Annotated in this window: 12 protein-coding genes and 1 pseudogene; all 13 read right to left on the reverse strand. The window is 74.0% G+C overall.

What is annotated here, in order from left to right:
- Window positions 1–86 precede the first annotated feature (86 nt).
- Window positions 87–1,727, reverse strand: a complete 1,641-nt coding sequence (locus ABT048_RS23175) for a DUF4153 domain-containing protein (protein WP_350523359.1) — start codon at window positions 1,725–1,727, stop codon at window positions 87–89.
- Window positions 1,728–1,960: 233 nt separating this feature from the next.
- Window positions 1,961–2,875 carry a carbohydrate ABC transporter permease gene (locus tag ABT048_RS23180; RefSeq protein WP_350523360.1) on the reverse strand — a complete coding sequence of 305 codons (915 nt, stop codon included), beginning with the start codon at window positions 2,873–2,875 and terminating at the stop codon, window positions 1,961–1,963.
- 116 nt (window positions 2,876–2,991) lie between these two features.
- Window positions 2,992–4,029, reverse strand: coding sequence for a carbohydrate ABC transporter permease (locus ABT048_RS23185; protein ID WP_350523361.1), 1,038 nt, complete (start codon window positions 4,027–4,029; stop codon window positions 2,992–2,994).
- Window positions 4,030–4,332: 303 nt separating this feature from the next.
- A complete protein-coding gene (locus ABT048_RS23190; protein WP_350523362.1) occupies window positions 4,333–5,724 on the reverse strand; it encodes an ABC transporter substrate-binding protein in 1,392 nt (463 codons plus the stop codon).
- Between the two features lie 322 nt (window positions 5,725–6,046).
- Window positions 6,047–7,261, reverse strand: a complete 1,215-nt coding sequence (locus tag ABT048_RS23195; protein ID WP_350523363.1) for a cytochrome P450 family protein — start codon at window positions 7,259–7,261, stop codon at window positions 6,047–6,049.
- Window positions 7,262–7,400: 139 nt separating this feature from the next.
- Window positions 7,401–8,645 carry a cytochrome P450 gene (locus ABT048_RS23200; protein WP_350523364.1) on the reverse strand — a complete coding sequence of 415 codons (1,245 nt, stop codon included), beginning with the start codon at window positions 8,643–8,645 and terminating at the stop codon, window positions 7,401–7,403.
- Between the two features lie 191 nt (window positions 8,646–8,836).
- Window positions 8,837–9,475 (reverse strand): annotated as a pseudogene (locus ABT048_RS23205) (GTP-binding protein); the annotation flags it as partial.
- Window positions 9,456–9,824, reverse strand: coding sequence for a DUF742 domain-containing protein (locus tag ABT048_RS23210; protein ID WP_350523365.1), 369 nt, complete (start codon window positions 9,822–9,824; stop codon window positions 9,456–9,458). The pseudogene ABT048_RS23205 and the gene ABT048_RS23210, both read right to left, overlap by 20 nt.
- Window positions 9,821–10,273 (reverse strand): roadblock/LC7 domain-containing protein, encoded by a 453-nt coding sequence (locus tag ABT048_RS23215; RefSeq protein WP_350523366.1) that lies wholly within the window; start codon window positions 10,271–10,273, stop codon window positions 9,821–9,823. Before ABT048_RS23215 ends, ABT048_RS23210 begins: the two co-directional genes overlap by 4 nt.
- Window positions 10,273–12,090, reverse strand: a complete 1,818-nt coding sequence (locus tag ABT048_RS23220; protein ID WP_350523367.1) for a sensor histidine kinase — start codon at window positions 12,088–12,090, stop codon at window positions 10,273–10,275. Before ABT048_RS23220 ends, ABT048_RS23215 begins: the two co-directional genes overlap by 1 nt.
- A gap of 277 nt (window positions 12,091–12,367) precedes the next feature.
- Complete coding sequence (locus tag ABT048_RS23225) at window positions 12,368–12,934, reverse strand: Clp protease N-terminal domain-containing protein (protein WP_350523368.1); 567 nt, start codon at window positions 12,932–12,934, stop codon at window positions 12,368–12,370.
- Between the two features lie 3 nt (window positions 12,935–12,937).
- A complete protein-coding gene (locus tag ABT048_RS23230) occupies window positions 12,938–13,174 on the reverse strand; it encodes an RNA polymerase subunit sigma-70 (RefSeq protein WP_350523369.1) in 237 nt (78 codons plus the stop codon).
- A 105-nt stretch (window positions 13,175–13,279) separates the two neighbouring features.
- Window positions 13,280–14,047 (reverse strand): SDR family oxidoreductase, encoded by a 768-nt coding sequence (locus ABT048_RS23235; RefSeq protein ID WP_350523370.1) that lies wholly within the window; start codon window positions 14,045–14,047, stop codon window positions 13,280–13,282.
- Window positions 14,048–14,143 lie beyond the last annotated feature (96 nt).

The following is a 14,143-nucleotide window of genomic DNA, read 5'->3' on the forward strand; positions in this document are numbered from 1 at the left end:
GACCGGGCCGGCCCCCGTCCCGGCCCCGCCCCGCCCCGCCCCGCCCCCGTCCCAGCACCAGCACCAGCACCGACCCCGGCCGGCTCCTACCAGTCCCTGTCCTCGAACCCCGCCCGGTCGCAGGCCCGGTGGCCGACCCGCGGCGAGTCGTCCACCGGCGGCCGCTCCGCGAGGATCCGCCGGGCCCGGGCGACCGCGAGGTCGGTCGCGTACCAGGGCTGCGCCTCCCCGCGCAGGTCCTGCGCGATCAGCTGCAGCGCACAGCTGCGCTGCGGCTCGGGGAGCCGGTCCAGGGCGGGTACCGCGTCCGCCGACAGGTCCCGGACGTTGCGCAGGTCGATGGCCGCGGTGTGCGGGTCGGTCCGCAGGGCCTGCTCGTAGCGGGTGACGTTCTGGTCGGCGACGATCGCGTCCGGTCCCATCAGGCCGTACACCGCGACGGTGAGCACCCCGCTGAGGAGGACGACGCGCGGCAGCCAGCCGGTGCGGCGGGTCAGCCCGGAGGCGACCAGCAGCAGGAAGACGACGCCCAGCCAGACCTCGACCACGAGCACCCAGAGCCGCAGCCGGGTGAGCCCGGAGGCGTCCACGTAGAACCACATCCGGCCGAGCGCCGAGGCGACCACGGCCAGCGCCAGCACGCAGAGCAACCCGAGCAGGATCCGCGCCAGGCGGCGGTCGGCGACGGTGGTGCGCGGGGCCCAGCGCTTGGCGACCGCCACCACGACCAGGGTCAGCACGGTGATCACGCTGAGCTGCCAGAAGCCCTGCCGGGCGTACGCGGAGCGGCTCATCCCGGTGTTGCGCAGTACGGCGTCCGCACCGCCGAGCACCACCACGGCCTGGAGCGCCGCGAAGACGCCGAACATCAGGTTGAGCGCGGCCAGCGGCAGCGCCCACTCCAGCCGTCGCCGCTCCCGGCCGGGCGGGACCTCGGTCCGGTCCCAGCGGCGCGGGCCGGCCGCGATGTGCGCGAAGCCCAGAGCGGTCAGCGTCCCGAGCGCGAACAGCACTCCGCGCCCGGGGAGCTGGGCGAGGTCGAGGTCGGGGCTGAGGCCGCCCAGCAGGTCCGCCATGGCGGCGTCGGCGCTGGCGAACAGCAGGCCGAAGACGGTCAGCAGGACGGCGGCGACCGCGAGCGCCTTGAGCACCGGGACGATCCGGTCGCGGCCGCGCAGCGAGCGCCCCTGCATGCTGAGCCGGGCCCACCGCACGGCGGGCACCGGCTGCCAGAGGATGCCGGGCAGGGCGAGCAGGACACCCGTCCAACGGCGGCCGCCGTGCACGGCCAGTGAGGCCAGGGCGAGTGCACCCCCGATCGCCAACAGGCCTGGCCAGGCGGCGCTCCACACGGCCGGGACGGCCAGCAGGGCGAGCGCGAGCAGACTCCACGCGACCGTCCAGGGCCGGATCCGACGGCCCGCCGCCCGGGCGGCGAACCCCGCCCCGGCCGCGGTCGCGCCCCCGCAGATCAGCAGGTTGGTTCCCAGGCCGTCGTAGAACAGCCAGGCCGTCAGCAAACCGGTGAGCAGGGCGGCCAGGACGACCCGGGGCGTGGCCCCGACCCGCCGCTCGGGGTCGCTCGCTCGCAGGCGGCTCGCTCGCTTCGGCGGCGGCGCGACAGAGGTGCCGGGCGTGCCGGGCGCGCCGGGTGCGCGCCAGGGCCTGGCCGGGTCGTACAGGTCCCAGGAGCCGTACGGCCCGCCCGGCTCCGGCGACCCCGGCATCGTCCCCGGCTCCGGAGCTGGTGGCGGATCGGCCGAGGCAGGCGTGGACAGACCGGACATGGGTCCCCCTCAGTGGTCTACAGGCATGCGGAAGCCGCCCTCGGGGCAGTCCGCCGACGGGCGCGCCGGGCGCCGCACCGCCGACTGTAGACCATTCTGAACAGGTTCAAAAATCGGTTCTGAACGCGTTCAGAACCACCGTTCCACCTACCGCCCCCTCGACGCCCCACCCACTACCCCTTCACCGACCCGGCCAGCAGCCCCCGGACGAAGTACCGCTGCAGGCTGAAGAAGACGACCAGCGGCACGATGATCGACAGGAACGCCCCGGCCGTCAGCAGCTCCCAGCGGCCGCCGAGCGAGCCCGACAGCTGCGCCAGCCGCACCGTCATCGGCGCCACCTCCGGTGTGCCGCCCGCGAAGGTCAGTGCGACCAGCAGGTCGTTCCAGACCCACAGGAACTGGAAGATCGCGAAGGAGGCGAGCGCCGGGGCGCTCAACGGCAGCACGATCGAGCGGAAGATCTTGAAGTGCGAGGCGCCGTCCACCACGGCTGCCTCCATCAGGTCGCGCGGCAGCTGGGCGATGAAGTTGTGCAGCAGGAACACCGCGAGCGGCATCGCGAACATCGTGTGCGCCAGCCAGACCGGCGCGTAGCTGCCCTTCAGGTCCACTGCGGGGATCAGCGTCAGCGGGCCCAGGTGCGCGCCACTGGAGAACAGCCGCAGCAGCGGGATCAGCGCCATCTGGAGCGGCACCACCTGCAGCGCGAACACGGTGAAGAACACCGCGTCGCTGCCCCGGAACCGCACCCAGGCCAGCGCGTACGCCGCCATCGCCGCCAGCACCAGCGGGAAGACGGTCGCCGGCACGCTGATCGCCAGCGAGTTCACCAGGAAGGGCATCAGCCCGGTGGAGGCGCCGGAGCCGCCCTCGAACAGCACCGAGTGGTAGTTGCCGAGGCCGAAGTCCGGGTGGAGCAGCGCGCTCCACCAGCCGCTGGTGGTCACGTCCTGCTTGGGCCGCAGCGAGGTCACCAGCAGACCCAGCGTCGGGATCGTCCAGAGCACCGTCATCGCGATCACGAACACCGAGGCCGACGGACTGCTGAAGGCCTTGCGGACCGGACTGCCGGGGCCGCCGGCCACCCGCGGGGCCCCCTTCGGGACGGACGCCTTCGAGCCGGACCCCTCCGGGGCCGACGTCGTCGAGCCGGACCCCTTCGAAACGGACACCTTCGGGCCGGAGGACTTCCGCAGCGAGGTCACCGCACCTCACGCTCCTTCCGCAGCTGGACGATGTTGTAGGCCACCAGCGGCAGGACCGCGAGGAAGAGGATCACCGCGAGGGCGCTGCCCCGCCCGGAGTTGAACTGCACGAAGGACTGCGAGTACATCTCGTTGGCCAGCACCTGGGTGCCGAAGTTCCCGCCCGTCATGGTGCGGACGAGGTCGAAGGCCTTCAGCGTGATGATCATGACGGTGGTCAGCACCACCATCACCGTGGTGCGGATCATCGGCACGGTGACGTACCAGAACAGCCGCACCCCGCTCGCGCCGTCCAGCCTGGCCGCCTCCACCACCTCGTCCGGGATCGCCTTGATGGCCGCCGACAGCACCACCATCGCGAAGCCGGTCTGCACCCAGACCATCACCACCATCAGCAGGAAGGTGTTCAGCGGCTGCGAGAGCATCCAGTTCGGCGGGGCGTCCCAGCCCACCGCGACGGCGAGCCGGCTGAGCAGGCCGATCTGCGGCTGCCCGGGCCCGCGCGACTCGTAGACGAACTTGAAGATGATCGACGCGCCGACCAGCGAGATCGCCATCGGCATGAAGATCAGCGACTTGTAGACCGACTGCCCGCGCATCCGGTCCACCAGCAGCGCCAGCACCAGCCCCAGCCCGGTCGCCACCAGCGGTGCGACGACCAGCCACAACAGGGTGTTGACCAGGACCTCCTGGACCGAGTCCGTGGTCAGGGCCCAGCCGAAGTTCTCACCGCCGACGAACCGGGTGCCGTCGTCGTTCAGCAGGCTCAGGTACACCGTGCGGATCAACGGCACCACCAGGCCGACCGCCAGCAGCAGCACCGCCGGGCCGAGGAACACCGCGACGGCCAGCGGACGGGCCAGCCGGCCGCGGGCCCGCCCGGCGACCAGGAAGACCACCAGCAGGATGCCGAGGAATCCCGCCACGGCGCCGAAGGTGTTGCCGAACTTGACCGCCGCGTCGCCCCAGGAGCCGACCGCCAGTCTCTCGGCGGCCGGCCCGGCGACGGGTGACAGGGATCCGGGTACGGACATGGCTGCGCGTCCCTTCGGGTGCGGTGGGAAGGGGGCGGGGGGGGCGGGGGGGGGGGGGGGGCCCGCCCCCCCCGGGGGGGGGCGCGGGGGGCCCGCCGCCCCCCCCCCGCCGCCGCGCCCGCCGCGCGCGCGCCGCCGGCGGGGGCGGGGGGGGGGGCGGGGGGGCGGGGCGGGGGGGGGGGGGGGGGGGGGGGGGGGGGGGGGGGGGGGGGGGCCCCCCCCCCCCCCCTCGACAGGTGGTCCTCGGGTGCGCCCTGCTCCGGCCCTGCCGCGACGCGGCGCCGGAACGGGCCCGCGGGCCGGTTACTGCGGCCAGGCGGCGTCGATGTCGGCGGCGGTCTTCTGGATCGACTGCCCCTCGGCGAACCAGGCGGTCAGCGACTTCCACTCCTGCCCGGCGCCGACCGCGGCCGGCATCAGGTCGGAGCCGTCGAACCGGAAGGTGGCCCCGGGGTCGGTCAGCGCCTCGGCCGACAGCTTGTCGATCGGGTCGGTGTACAGGCTCTTGTCCACGCCCTGGTTCGCCGAGACCCAGCCGCTCGCGGTCCGCACCCGGCTGCTCGCCCAGTCCGAGCTGGAGAGGTAGTTCTGCACCGCCTGCACCTCAGGCCGGCCGGCGAAGGCCGCCAGGAACTCACCGCCGCCCTCGACCGGGTTCGCGACGGACGGGTTCACCGCGGGCAGGTGGAAGGCGAAGACGTCCCCGTCCGGGCCGACCTTGGTGCCCTTGGGCCACTGCGCCTCGTAGAACGAGGCCTGCTGCAGCATCATGCACTTGCCGCTCAGCACCGGCGTGCCCGCGTCCTGGAAGGTCGTGGTGGCGATCGACTTCACGTCGCCGAAGCCCGCGTTGACCCAGGCCGGGTTCTGCATCCAGTCGGCGACCGTCTTCATCGCCGTGGTGATCTTCTCGTCGGAGAACTTCACCTGGTGGCCGACCCACTGGTCGTACACCTCGCCGCCGTAGCTGCCCAGCACCACCTCCTCCAGCCAGTCGGTGGCCGGCCAGCCGGTGGCCGTACCGGAGGCGATGCCGCCGCACCACGGCCTGGGGCCGCCCGCCCTGGCGATCCGGTCGCTGAGCGCCATCAGGTCCGCCCACGTCTTCGGCGCCTCGTAGCCGGCCGCCTTGAAGGCCTTCGGCGAGTACCAGACCAGCGACTTCATGTTGGCGCTCATCGGCGCCGCGTAGAAGGTGCCGTTGACCGAGCCGTAGGTCTTCCAGATCGGGCTCCACTTGTCCTGGTTCGCGACGGTCTGGGCGGGCGGCTTCACCACCTTGCCGCTCTTCACCATCTGCGCCAGCAGACCCGGCTGCGGGATGATCGCGAAGTCCGGGGCGTTGCCGCCGGCCACCCGCACCGGGAGCTGCGACTCGAAGTCGTTCGAGCCCTCGTAACTGATCTTGATCCCGGTGCACTTGCTGAACTCGGACCAGGACTTCTCCAGGTTGTCCGACTCCGGGCTCAGGATGGAGGCGAACATCGTCACGGTCGTGCCCGAATGCCCGGCGTACGGCTGGTACTTGGCGCAGTCGCCGGACAGCGACTGGGTCGCGCCGCCCCCGCCGTCACCCGAACCGCCGGAGCTGTTGGAGCACGCCGCGGTCAGCGCCAGTGCCGCCACCAGGGCGGGTACGGCGGCCAGCCGCCGACGGCGGGAACTCGGTTGCGGCGCGGTCGGGTTGAGGGTCAATGCGGTCCTCCTCGCCAGGGCATTGCTGCCGACGGTGGCTGAACGACATTGCGCTGTACCGGAGACGGGCCTACAGGGATCGCGGGCGGACGGCGGCCGAACTGATCGAAGACGTTAACGCAGCAGCCGCCCGGCGCCAAGGTCCACGTTCGACCTTCACAAGGCGGTGTCCCGACCGTGACCCGCGACCAGCCGGAATCCGAACCACCGCCACCAGAAGTCGAAGGCCCCGCCCGGAAACCCGGACGGGGCACATTCAGTGACGTCTCATCAGATCAGTCAGAGGCCAGAGGTGTCAGAGGCGTCAGAGATGTGGGAGGTGTCAGAACAGCCGGATCGGCAGATCCAGCAGACTGTTCACCACCAGCGACGGACTCGGCCGGAGATCGGCGTCCGGCACCGCGAGCGACAGCTTCGGGAACCGCTCGAACAGCGCCGGCAGCGCGACGCCCGCCTCCAGCCGGGCCAGCGGCGAACCCGGGCAGACGTGCGGCCCGTGGCCGAAGGAAAGGTGCCGGGTCGGGTCCCGGGTAACGTCGAACAGCTCCGCCGTCACCCCGTGCTGCAGCGGGTCCCGGCCGATCGCGTTGTACGAGACCAGCACCGGCTCGCCCGCCGGGATCACCACGTCGCCGACCGGGATGTCCGCGGCGGTGAAGCGGAACAGGAAGTTGCTGGTCGGCGGCGTCCAGCGGAGCGACTCCTCCACCACCGCGTCCCAGGACACCTGCCCCGAGCGCACCAGCTCCAGCTGATCCGGGTGCGCCAGCAACGCCCGCACCGCGTTGCCGATCAGGTTCACGGTGGTCTCGTGACCGGCCGCGATGATCACCCGCAGGGTGGCCGCCGCCTCCGCGTCGGTCAGCGCCCCGCCCTCGGTGTCGGCCGCCAGCAGCACGCTCGCCAGGTCCTCGCCCGGGGCGGAACGGCGCTGCGCCACCAGGTCGTTGACGAAGGCGTTCAGTCCGGCGATGGTCGCCTGGATGCCCGCCGGGTCCGGCTTGATGCCGAAGAACCGCTCGTACAGGTCGCGCAGCACCCCGTGGTCCGACTCCGGCACGCCCAGCAGCGAGCAGATCACCGTCATCGGCAGCGGGAAGGCGAAGGCCGTCTTCAGGTCGACCTCCGACTCCCCCGCCGCCAGGGCGTCCAGCAGCGCGTGGGTGATCTCCTCGACGCGCGGGCGCATCAGCTCCACCCGGCGCGGGGTGAAGGCCTGCGCCACCAGCGCCCGCAGCCGGCGGTGCTCGGCGCCGTCCGTGGTCACCATGCTCGGGCCGGGCACCGCCAGGCCGATCAGCGGCCAGGTCTTCGGCACCTCGCCGCGCTGGTAGGCGCCCCAGTGCGCGGCGTCCTTCACCAGCCGGGCGTCCGTCAGCAGCTCGCGCGCCGCCGCGTGCCGGGTCACCGCCCAGGCGGCCACGCCGCCGGGCAGCTCGACCGGCACCACCGGGCCGGCGGCCCGCAGCAGGGCGCCCTCGGCCGCGTTGTCACGGGCCAGCGGGTCGAGGACGATCGGGGCCTGGGCAGCGGTCATCGCAACTCTCTTTCGGACGACGGGGTGTCGACGGGGCCGGACCCGCCGACGGTCGGCAGACGATCGGCACCGATGGGCGACAGTCGGCGACGGACGACGACGGACAACGGGTGTCGACGGGTTCGACGGGTTCGACGGATCAGGCCGGGTGGCCCGGGGTGAACGAGACCGGCAGCGCCACCAGCCCGCGCACCCAGGCCGACGGCCGCCACACCAGCGCGTGCTCGGCGACCGCCAGCCGGAGATCCGGCAGCCGGTCCAGCAGCACCTCGATCGCGGTCGTCGCGATCACCTCGGCCGCCTCCTGGGCCGGGAACGGGCAGCCGTGCTCGCCGTAGGAGTAGCTCATGTGCGCCCGGTTGCCCTCGGCCGGACGGCCGTCGGCCTGCCGCACCGACGGGTCCGCGTTCGCCCCGGCGAAGCCCAGCAGCACCATGTCGCCCGCACCGATCCGCTGGCCGCCCAGCTGGGTGTCCCGGACCGCCCAGCGCCCGGCGAAGATCTGCGTCGGGGTGTCCTCCCAGAGCGCCTCGTTCAGCGCCTGGCTGATGCTGCGCCGACCGCCCGCCAGCGAGGCGGCGAACCGCTCGTCGGTCAGCATCAGCCGCAGCGCGTTGGAGATCCAGTACGAGGACGGCTGGTGGCCGGCGATCAGCAGCACCCGCAGGTCGCGCATCACCTCGTCGTGGTTCAGCCCGGCCTCGTGCGCCAGCATCCGCGAGGCGACGTCGGCGCCCGGGTGCTCGGCCTTCTCCTCGACCAGGGCGAGCATCAGCTCCAGCAGCCGCTGGGCGCCGGCCGGCGCGTCCGGACCGCCGTCCAGCATCGACAGCAGCGCCGCGATCAACTGCGGCGCCTGCTCCTCGTCCAGGCCGAGCACCCGGCACAGCACCAGCAGCGGCATCCGGTGCGCGTACTCGGCGACCAGGTCCGCCTCGCCGCGGCCGGCGAACTCGTCGATCAGCCCGTCGGCGATCTCCTCGGAGTGCTTGCGCAGCTCGTACGGGTCGATCCCGGCCAGTGCGTCGGTGACCGCGCGCGAACGCCGGACGTGCTCCTCGCCCTCGGCGTACAGGATCGAGGGGACGGGCGCCATCATCGGCTTGAGCGGCCAGTCGGCGGGCAGCGTCTCCCAGGCGTTCCACCGGCTGGAGTCACGGCCGAACAGCTGCGGCTGACCGGTCACCAGCTGCAGCTCGCGGTAGCCGATGACCAGCCAGGCGGGCACGCCGCCGGCCAGCTCGACCGGGGCGACCGGGCCGTGCGCGGCCCGCAGCTCGCGGTAGAGCTGGGCCGGGTCGGTCTGGAAGCGCGGCCCGTACAGCGGCGTGGCGCCGGCGTGCGCCGGGCAGCCCGGCGGCGGGGTGACGGCGGGCTCGGTCACGGGGTGCTCTCCTCGTACATCGCGGTGGGGGCCGCTGCCGGGGCGGCAGCCTCTTCGGAGCCGGTCGGGTCGACTGCAGGGGCACCGGCTGGGTGGCCGGCCGCGTCGGCACCGGCCGGGTCGGCACCAGCCGGGTAGGCACCAGCCGGGTAGGCACCAGCCGGGTAGGCACCGGCGACACCGGCGACACCGGCGGCCTCGACTGCCTCGACGGCCTCGGCCAGGTAGGCCTCGTCGGCACCGGCCAGGGCCGCCAGGTGGTGGACCAGTTCGATCAGCACCCGCTTGCCGGACTCGCGGTCACGCGCGTCGCAGTCCACCAGCGGCACCTCGGCCGGCAGGTCGAGCGCCTCCCGGACCTGCTCCAGGGTGTGGCTCGGCTCGCCGAAGTTGTTGCGGGCCACGATGAACGGGGTGCCGTGGTGCTCCAGCCGGTCGATCGCGTACCAGGAGTCCTCCAGCCGCCGGGTGTCGACCAGGACGACCGCGCCCAGGGCGCCGCTGAACAGCCGGTCCCAGAGAAACCAGAAGCGCTCCTGCCCGGGCGCACCGAACAGGTACAGCACCTGGCGCTCGGAGAGGGTGATCCGGCCGAAGTCGAAGGCGACCGTGGTGGAGCGCTTGCCCCAGGAACCGGCCGGGTCGATGCCCTCCCCCGCCCGGGTCATCACCTCCTCGGTGTTCAGCGGGCGGATCTCGCTGACCGAGCCGACCAGGGTGGTCTTGCCCACGCCGAAGCCGCCGACCACGACGATCTTCAGCGCGTTGTCGGCGGTCGCCCGCAGCGGAGTGCGCCCGGCGGGCCGGACGTCAGAGCCGTTGGAGGCCATGCAGCACCTGCTTCAGCGTGTCGAGGTCGGGCAGCCGGGCCTTGTTCGGCGCGAACCGGGGGTGGCGGGCGGTGACCGCCCCGGACTCCAGCAGGTCGCCGAGCAGGATCTTCACCACCGAGATGGGCAGCGCCAGCTCCGCCGCCACCTCCACGACGGCGGTCGGGGCCTCGCACATCCGCAGGATCCGGACGTGCTCCGACTGCATCCCGGGCGTCGGCTGCCGTTCGGCGACGATCAGGGTGACCAGGTCGAAGGCGTTCTCCGGGGCGCGGCTGCGGCCCTTGGTGATGGTGTAGAGGCGGTCCGGGTCGTCGTCACGGCCCGGCAGCACCGACCCGTCGGTCATATCCCCGTGCCCTCCGGTGTGGCGGCGCTCCCGTCCGCCGCCCCGTCCTCCGTGCTGCGGGCCGGGGCGCTGAGGTGGATGCCGATCTGCTCGATCAGGCCGTGCATGTTGTGGCCGACCACGCCGACGTCCGCGTCGTCGTCCGTGACCACCGCGAGGTGCGCGCCCTCGCCGGCCGCCACGATGCACAGGATGCCGCCGTGGAACTCGGTCATCGACTGCCGGACTCCGCCGCTGCCGTCGCCGAACTCGATCGAGGCGCCGTGCGCCAGGCTCTGCAGGCCGGACGCGATCGCGGCCAGCTGGTCGGCCTGGTCGTTGCCGAGCCCGGCGGTGTGACAGAGCTTGAGGCCGTCGGCGGAGAGAACCAGGGCGTGCCGGGTGCCGGGGGTTGCCGCCAGCAGGTTTTCCAACAGCCAGTCGAGGTCGCGGTCGGGGGCGCTGCTCATCAGGTGTCCTTCTCGGTGACGGGGGAAGCGTCGGGCGTGGTGTCGGTGTCCGTGGTCGGCGTCCCGGTGGAGTGCTGCTCGCCCTCCACCGGACGGGCGGCGGCCCGGCGGAACGCGCCGAACCGGGCGGCCGCGCTCGCCGCGTCGGTGCGGACGGGCTTCGCGGCCCGGTCCGCCGCCGGAGCGGTGGCCAGCGTCTGCCCGCGCCGACGCTGCGGCAGGCCGCTGTCGGTCACGCGGGCGGGTGCGGGCGGGAGCGGGGCGGCGGTGACGGGTGCGGCCGGGGCAGTGAGTGCGGTCGGGGCGGTGCGTACGGTCGGGGCGGCCAGTGCGGTCGGTGTGGTGAGCGCGGTCGGTGCGGCGGGCGCCGGCGGCAGGGGGGTGGGGGCCGGGCGTGCGGGGGTGAGCGCCGGGCGCGCGGCCTCGGCGACCGGTGCCTGCGTCGGGACGGCCGCCGGGGTGGGCGCCGGAGCGGGGTGCGAGACCAACTGCTGCGGGATCAGCATCACCACCCCCGTACCGCCGCGCGCCGACGGCCGGAAGGAGATCTGCAGCCCGTGCTTGCGGGCCAGCGCACCGACCACCGCGAGGCCCAGCCGGGTACCGGCGGACAGCATCGTCAGGTCCAGTGGCTCGGGGGAGACGGCCCGTTCGGCCCGGCGCAACCAGCTGTCGCTCAGGCCGAGCCCGCTGTCCTCGACGGTGACCACCAGCCCGGCCGGCACCTCCTCGACGTAGACGTGCACCTCGGCCGGCGGGGCGGAGAAGTTGGTGGCGTTGTCCAGCAGCTCGGCCAGCGCGTGCATGACGCCCTCGGCGGCGTACCCGGCGACCGCGGCGGTGCTGGCGTTGTGCAGCCGCACCCGCTGGTAGGCGCCGATCCGGCCCAGCGCACCGCGCAGCACCGACTCCACCGCGATCGGCTTGGCCCAGCGGCGGCCCGAGCGGGCCCCGGTGAGCACCGCGATGCTGTCGGCCATCCGGCCCGCCTGGGCGGTCGAGTGGTCCAGGCTCAGCAGGTCGCCGAGCACCTCCTCGTCGTGCCGGTGCTGCATCTCGCGAAGCTCGGCGTGCATGCTCGTGGCCAGCGCCTGGACCCGCCCGGCGGCGGTCGCGCAGACCGCGAGCGCGGCGGCCCGCAGCCGCTCGCCCCGGCCGATCTCCTCACCGACGGCGCGCAGCAGCGCGTACTGCGGGTGCTTGCGGTGGGCGGCCAGCGCGCTGTCCACGGCGGCGCCGGCGCGCAGCTTCTTCACCACCTCGGGCAGGACGCCCTCGGCGATCAGGTCCAGCTCGGCGCGCTCGGCCTCGGCCCGCGCCCGCTCCGTCTCCAGGCCGGCCCGCTCGGCCGCCAGCTCGGCCCGCACCCCGGCCAGCTCGGCGTCCAGCTCGGCCCGCACCCGGGCCAGCTCGGCGTGCGCGGCGGAGACGTCCGACTCCGCCCGGGCCTGCTCGGCCCGAGCGGCGTCCCGCTCGGCCTCCGCAGCTGCGGTGCGGCCCTTGGCCGCCGCCTCGGCCTGCCGGGCGGCGCCGGCCACGACCAGCGCCGTCATCGCCTCCTGGTGCCGGTCCTCCACGTCCTCGGCCAGCCTGTGGGAGCGCTCGGTGCCGGTCGCGGCGAGGCCGACGGCTATCAGCCACAGGACGGTGACGGCGCCCACCGCGAGGGCGGTGAGCGGCTGGTGCGCGCCCAACGCCCGGCTGACGCCGACCGGTGCGGCGACCAGCGCCAGCAGGACGGCGGCCGCCGTCAGGGCGACGGTACGGGGTGCGGGCCGTCGGCGCGGCCGGCCGTCGGGGCTGGTGGCTTCTCTCATCGGTGCGGTCCTCGGCAACGTCGGCGGGCGGCGGCACGGCGGCGGATCGGCGACGGTCGCGACCGCCGACAGCTGGTGGGGCGCATACCAGACCGCCCGGCGACGTCGCGAAACGTCTCCGGGCGGCTGATCGGTTCACGCTTGTCGGCCGATCATATCGATTCAGACATTGGCCTCAAGCGGCCAGTTGACGGGCAGTCTCCTCCATCCACGACCCGTACACCGATTCACGACGCAACCGCCGCACGACCGAGCGGCCCGGTTCACAACCGGGGCTTCACTCCAGCGTCCGCTCGACCGCCTGCCGGACGGCCTTCGGATCCAGCCCGTGGTCGACGACCACCCGCACCCCCAGGCCCTCCCCCTCGCGGAGCACGCCGAGCAGCAGGTGCCCGACCCCGATCTCCCCCGACTTCAGCCGCAGCGACTCCCGCAGCGACAGCTCCACCGCCTTCCTCGCCCGCGCCGTGAACGGGATGTGCCCGCCCCTCGCGCCGCCGGAGCGGAACCAGCCCCGACGCTTCGGGGCCTCCTCGGGCGGGGCGTCCAGCGCGCCCTCCCCGAAGACCGACTCGACCGCCTCCCGCACCGCGTCCAGATCGACCCCGATCGAGGCGAGCGCCTGCGCCTGGCCGGTCTCCCCCAGCAGGCGGCGCACCGCCTGCCGAGCCGTCCCGTGGTCCAGGCCGGCCTCCGTCAGCACCCCGGCGGCCGGGTCCTCCGACCGGCCCAGGACCGCCAGCAGGAGGTGCTCCGTGCCGACGTAGCCGTGCCGCAGCTCCCGCGCCTCCTGCTGCGCGGCGACCACGACCTGCCGCGCCGACTCGGTGAATCGCTCGAACATCCCTCAGCCTCCGTCCTGGTCCCCGCCGGTTCCTCGCCGGGCGTACTTCTTGTGCACCGCCTGCCTGGTCACCCCGAGGCAGACCGCGATGTCCTGCCAGGACCAGCCCTGCGACCGGGCGTTGCCCACCTGCAGGGCCTCCAGGCGGTCCGCCAGATCGCGCAGGGCGCGGACCGCCCGGAGCCCCACGGCCGGGTCACGGCTGCTCGCCGCGGCCGCGAGTTCTCCGCTCTCGCTCATGCTGTCAACTTTGGTTGACGCTCGCGCGGATGTCAACCCCGGTTGACAACTCCGCCGAGGGCTCCGTCGGCGACTCCGCCGGCGACCCGGCCGACGACCCGGGCCTCAGCGGCCGCCGAACCGACGCTCCAGCGCCTCCTCGAAGGTCCCCCGGCCCACCGCCCGCTCCGGCGCCAGGTTCCCGCCCGCCCGCAGCCCGCGGCCCGCCGCCCCCGGCACCCGCAACGGCAGCAGCACCCGCCGCTTGCCCGCCGCCCGCAGGTACGCCCCGGCCAGCTCCCGGTACGTCCGCACCTGCGGCCCGCCCACCTCCGGCGCGAACCCCGCGGGCTCCTCCCCCACCAGGGCGACGACCGCCGCGGCCACCTCCCGGACGTCCACCGGCTGGAACCGCGCCCCGCCGAGCACGGGGAACACCGGCAGCTTCACCGAGGCGTCGAAGAACCTCAGCAGCAGGTCGTGGAACTGCGTCGCCCGCAGCACCGTCCACCCCAGCCCCGACTCCCGGACCACCTGCTCACAGGCGAGCTTCGTGTTGTAGTACGCCATCGGCACCCGGTCGATCCCCACGATCGACACGTACAGCAGGTGCCGGACGCCGGCCTCCCGCGCCTGCGCCACCAGCGTGCGGACCGCCGCCACGTCCGCCTTCCTCTGCGTGGTCGCACAGTCGACCACCACCTCGACCCCGGCCATCGCCCCGGCGATCCCGGCCCCGCTCACCAGGTCCCCGACCACCCACTCGACCCCGTCGTCCCCGCTCCGCGCCCGCCGGCTCAACCCCCGCACCGCGGCCCCGCGCGCCACCAGCAGCCGCACCACCTCCCGTCCCAACGTCCCCGTCGCCCCGGTCACCAGCACAGTCCCGTTCACCACACCGCTCCTCTCGTCGACTGCCTTCCCCCTAGGGACCGGACACGGCCCCGATCCGTGACATCGGCGGATTCGGAGCACGAAAAGAGGCGGGGC

The sequence above is a fragment of the Kitasatospora sp. NPDC096140 genome (assembly GCF_040303045.1).
Lineage (GTDB): Bacteria > Actinomycetota > Actinomycetes > Streptomycetales > Streptomycetaceae > Kitasatospora.

Bases quoted from the DNA above. Each gene is read 5' to 3' on its own strand.
- ABT048_RS23185 (WP_350523361.1), bottom strand. From the start codon at position 4,029: ATGTCCGTACCCGGATCCCTGTCACCCGTCGCCGGGCCGGCCGCCGAG.
- ABT048_RS23195 (WP_350523363.1), bottom strand. From the start codon at position 7,261: ATGACCGCTGCCCAGGCCCCGATCGTCCTCGACCCGCTGGCCCGTGAC.
- ABT048_RS23230 (WP_350523369.1), bottom strand. From the start codon at position 13,174: ATGAGCGAGAGCGGAGAACTCGCGGCCGCGGCGAGCAGCCGTGACCCG.
- ABT048_RS23215 (WP_350523366.1), bottom strand. From the start codon at position 10,273: ATGAGCAGCGCCCCCGACCGCGACCTCGACTGGCTGTTGGAAAACCTG.
- ABT048_RS23210 (WP_350523365.1), bottom strand. From the start codon at position 9,824: ATGACCGACGGGTCGGTGCTGCCGGGCCGTGACGACGACCCGGACCGC.
- ABT048_RS23175 (WP_350523359.1), bottom strand. From the start codon at position 1,727: ATGCCGGGGTCGCCGGAGCCGGGCGGGCCGTACGGCTCCTGGGACCTG.
- ABT048_RS23225 (WP_350523368.1), bottom strand. From the start codon at position 12,934: ATGTTCGAGCGATTCACCGAGTCGGCGCGGCAGGTCGTGGTCGCCGCG.
- ABT048_RS23220 (WP_350523367.1), bottom strand. From the start codon at position 12,090: ATGAGAGAAGCCACCAGCCCCGACGGCCGGCCGCGCCGACGGCCCGCA.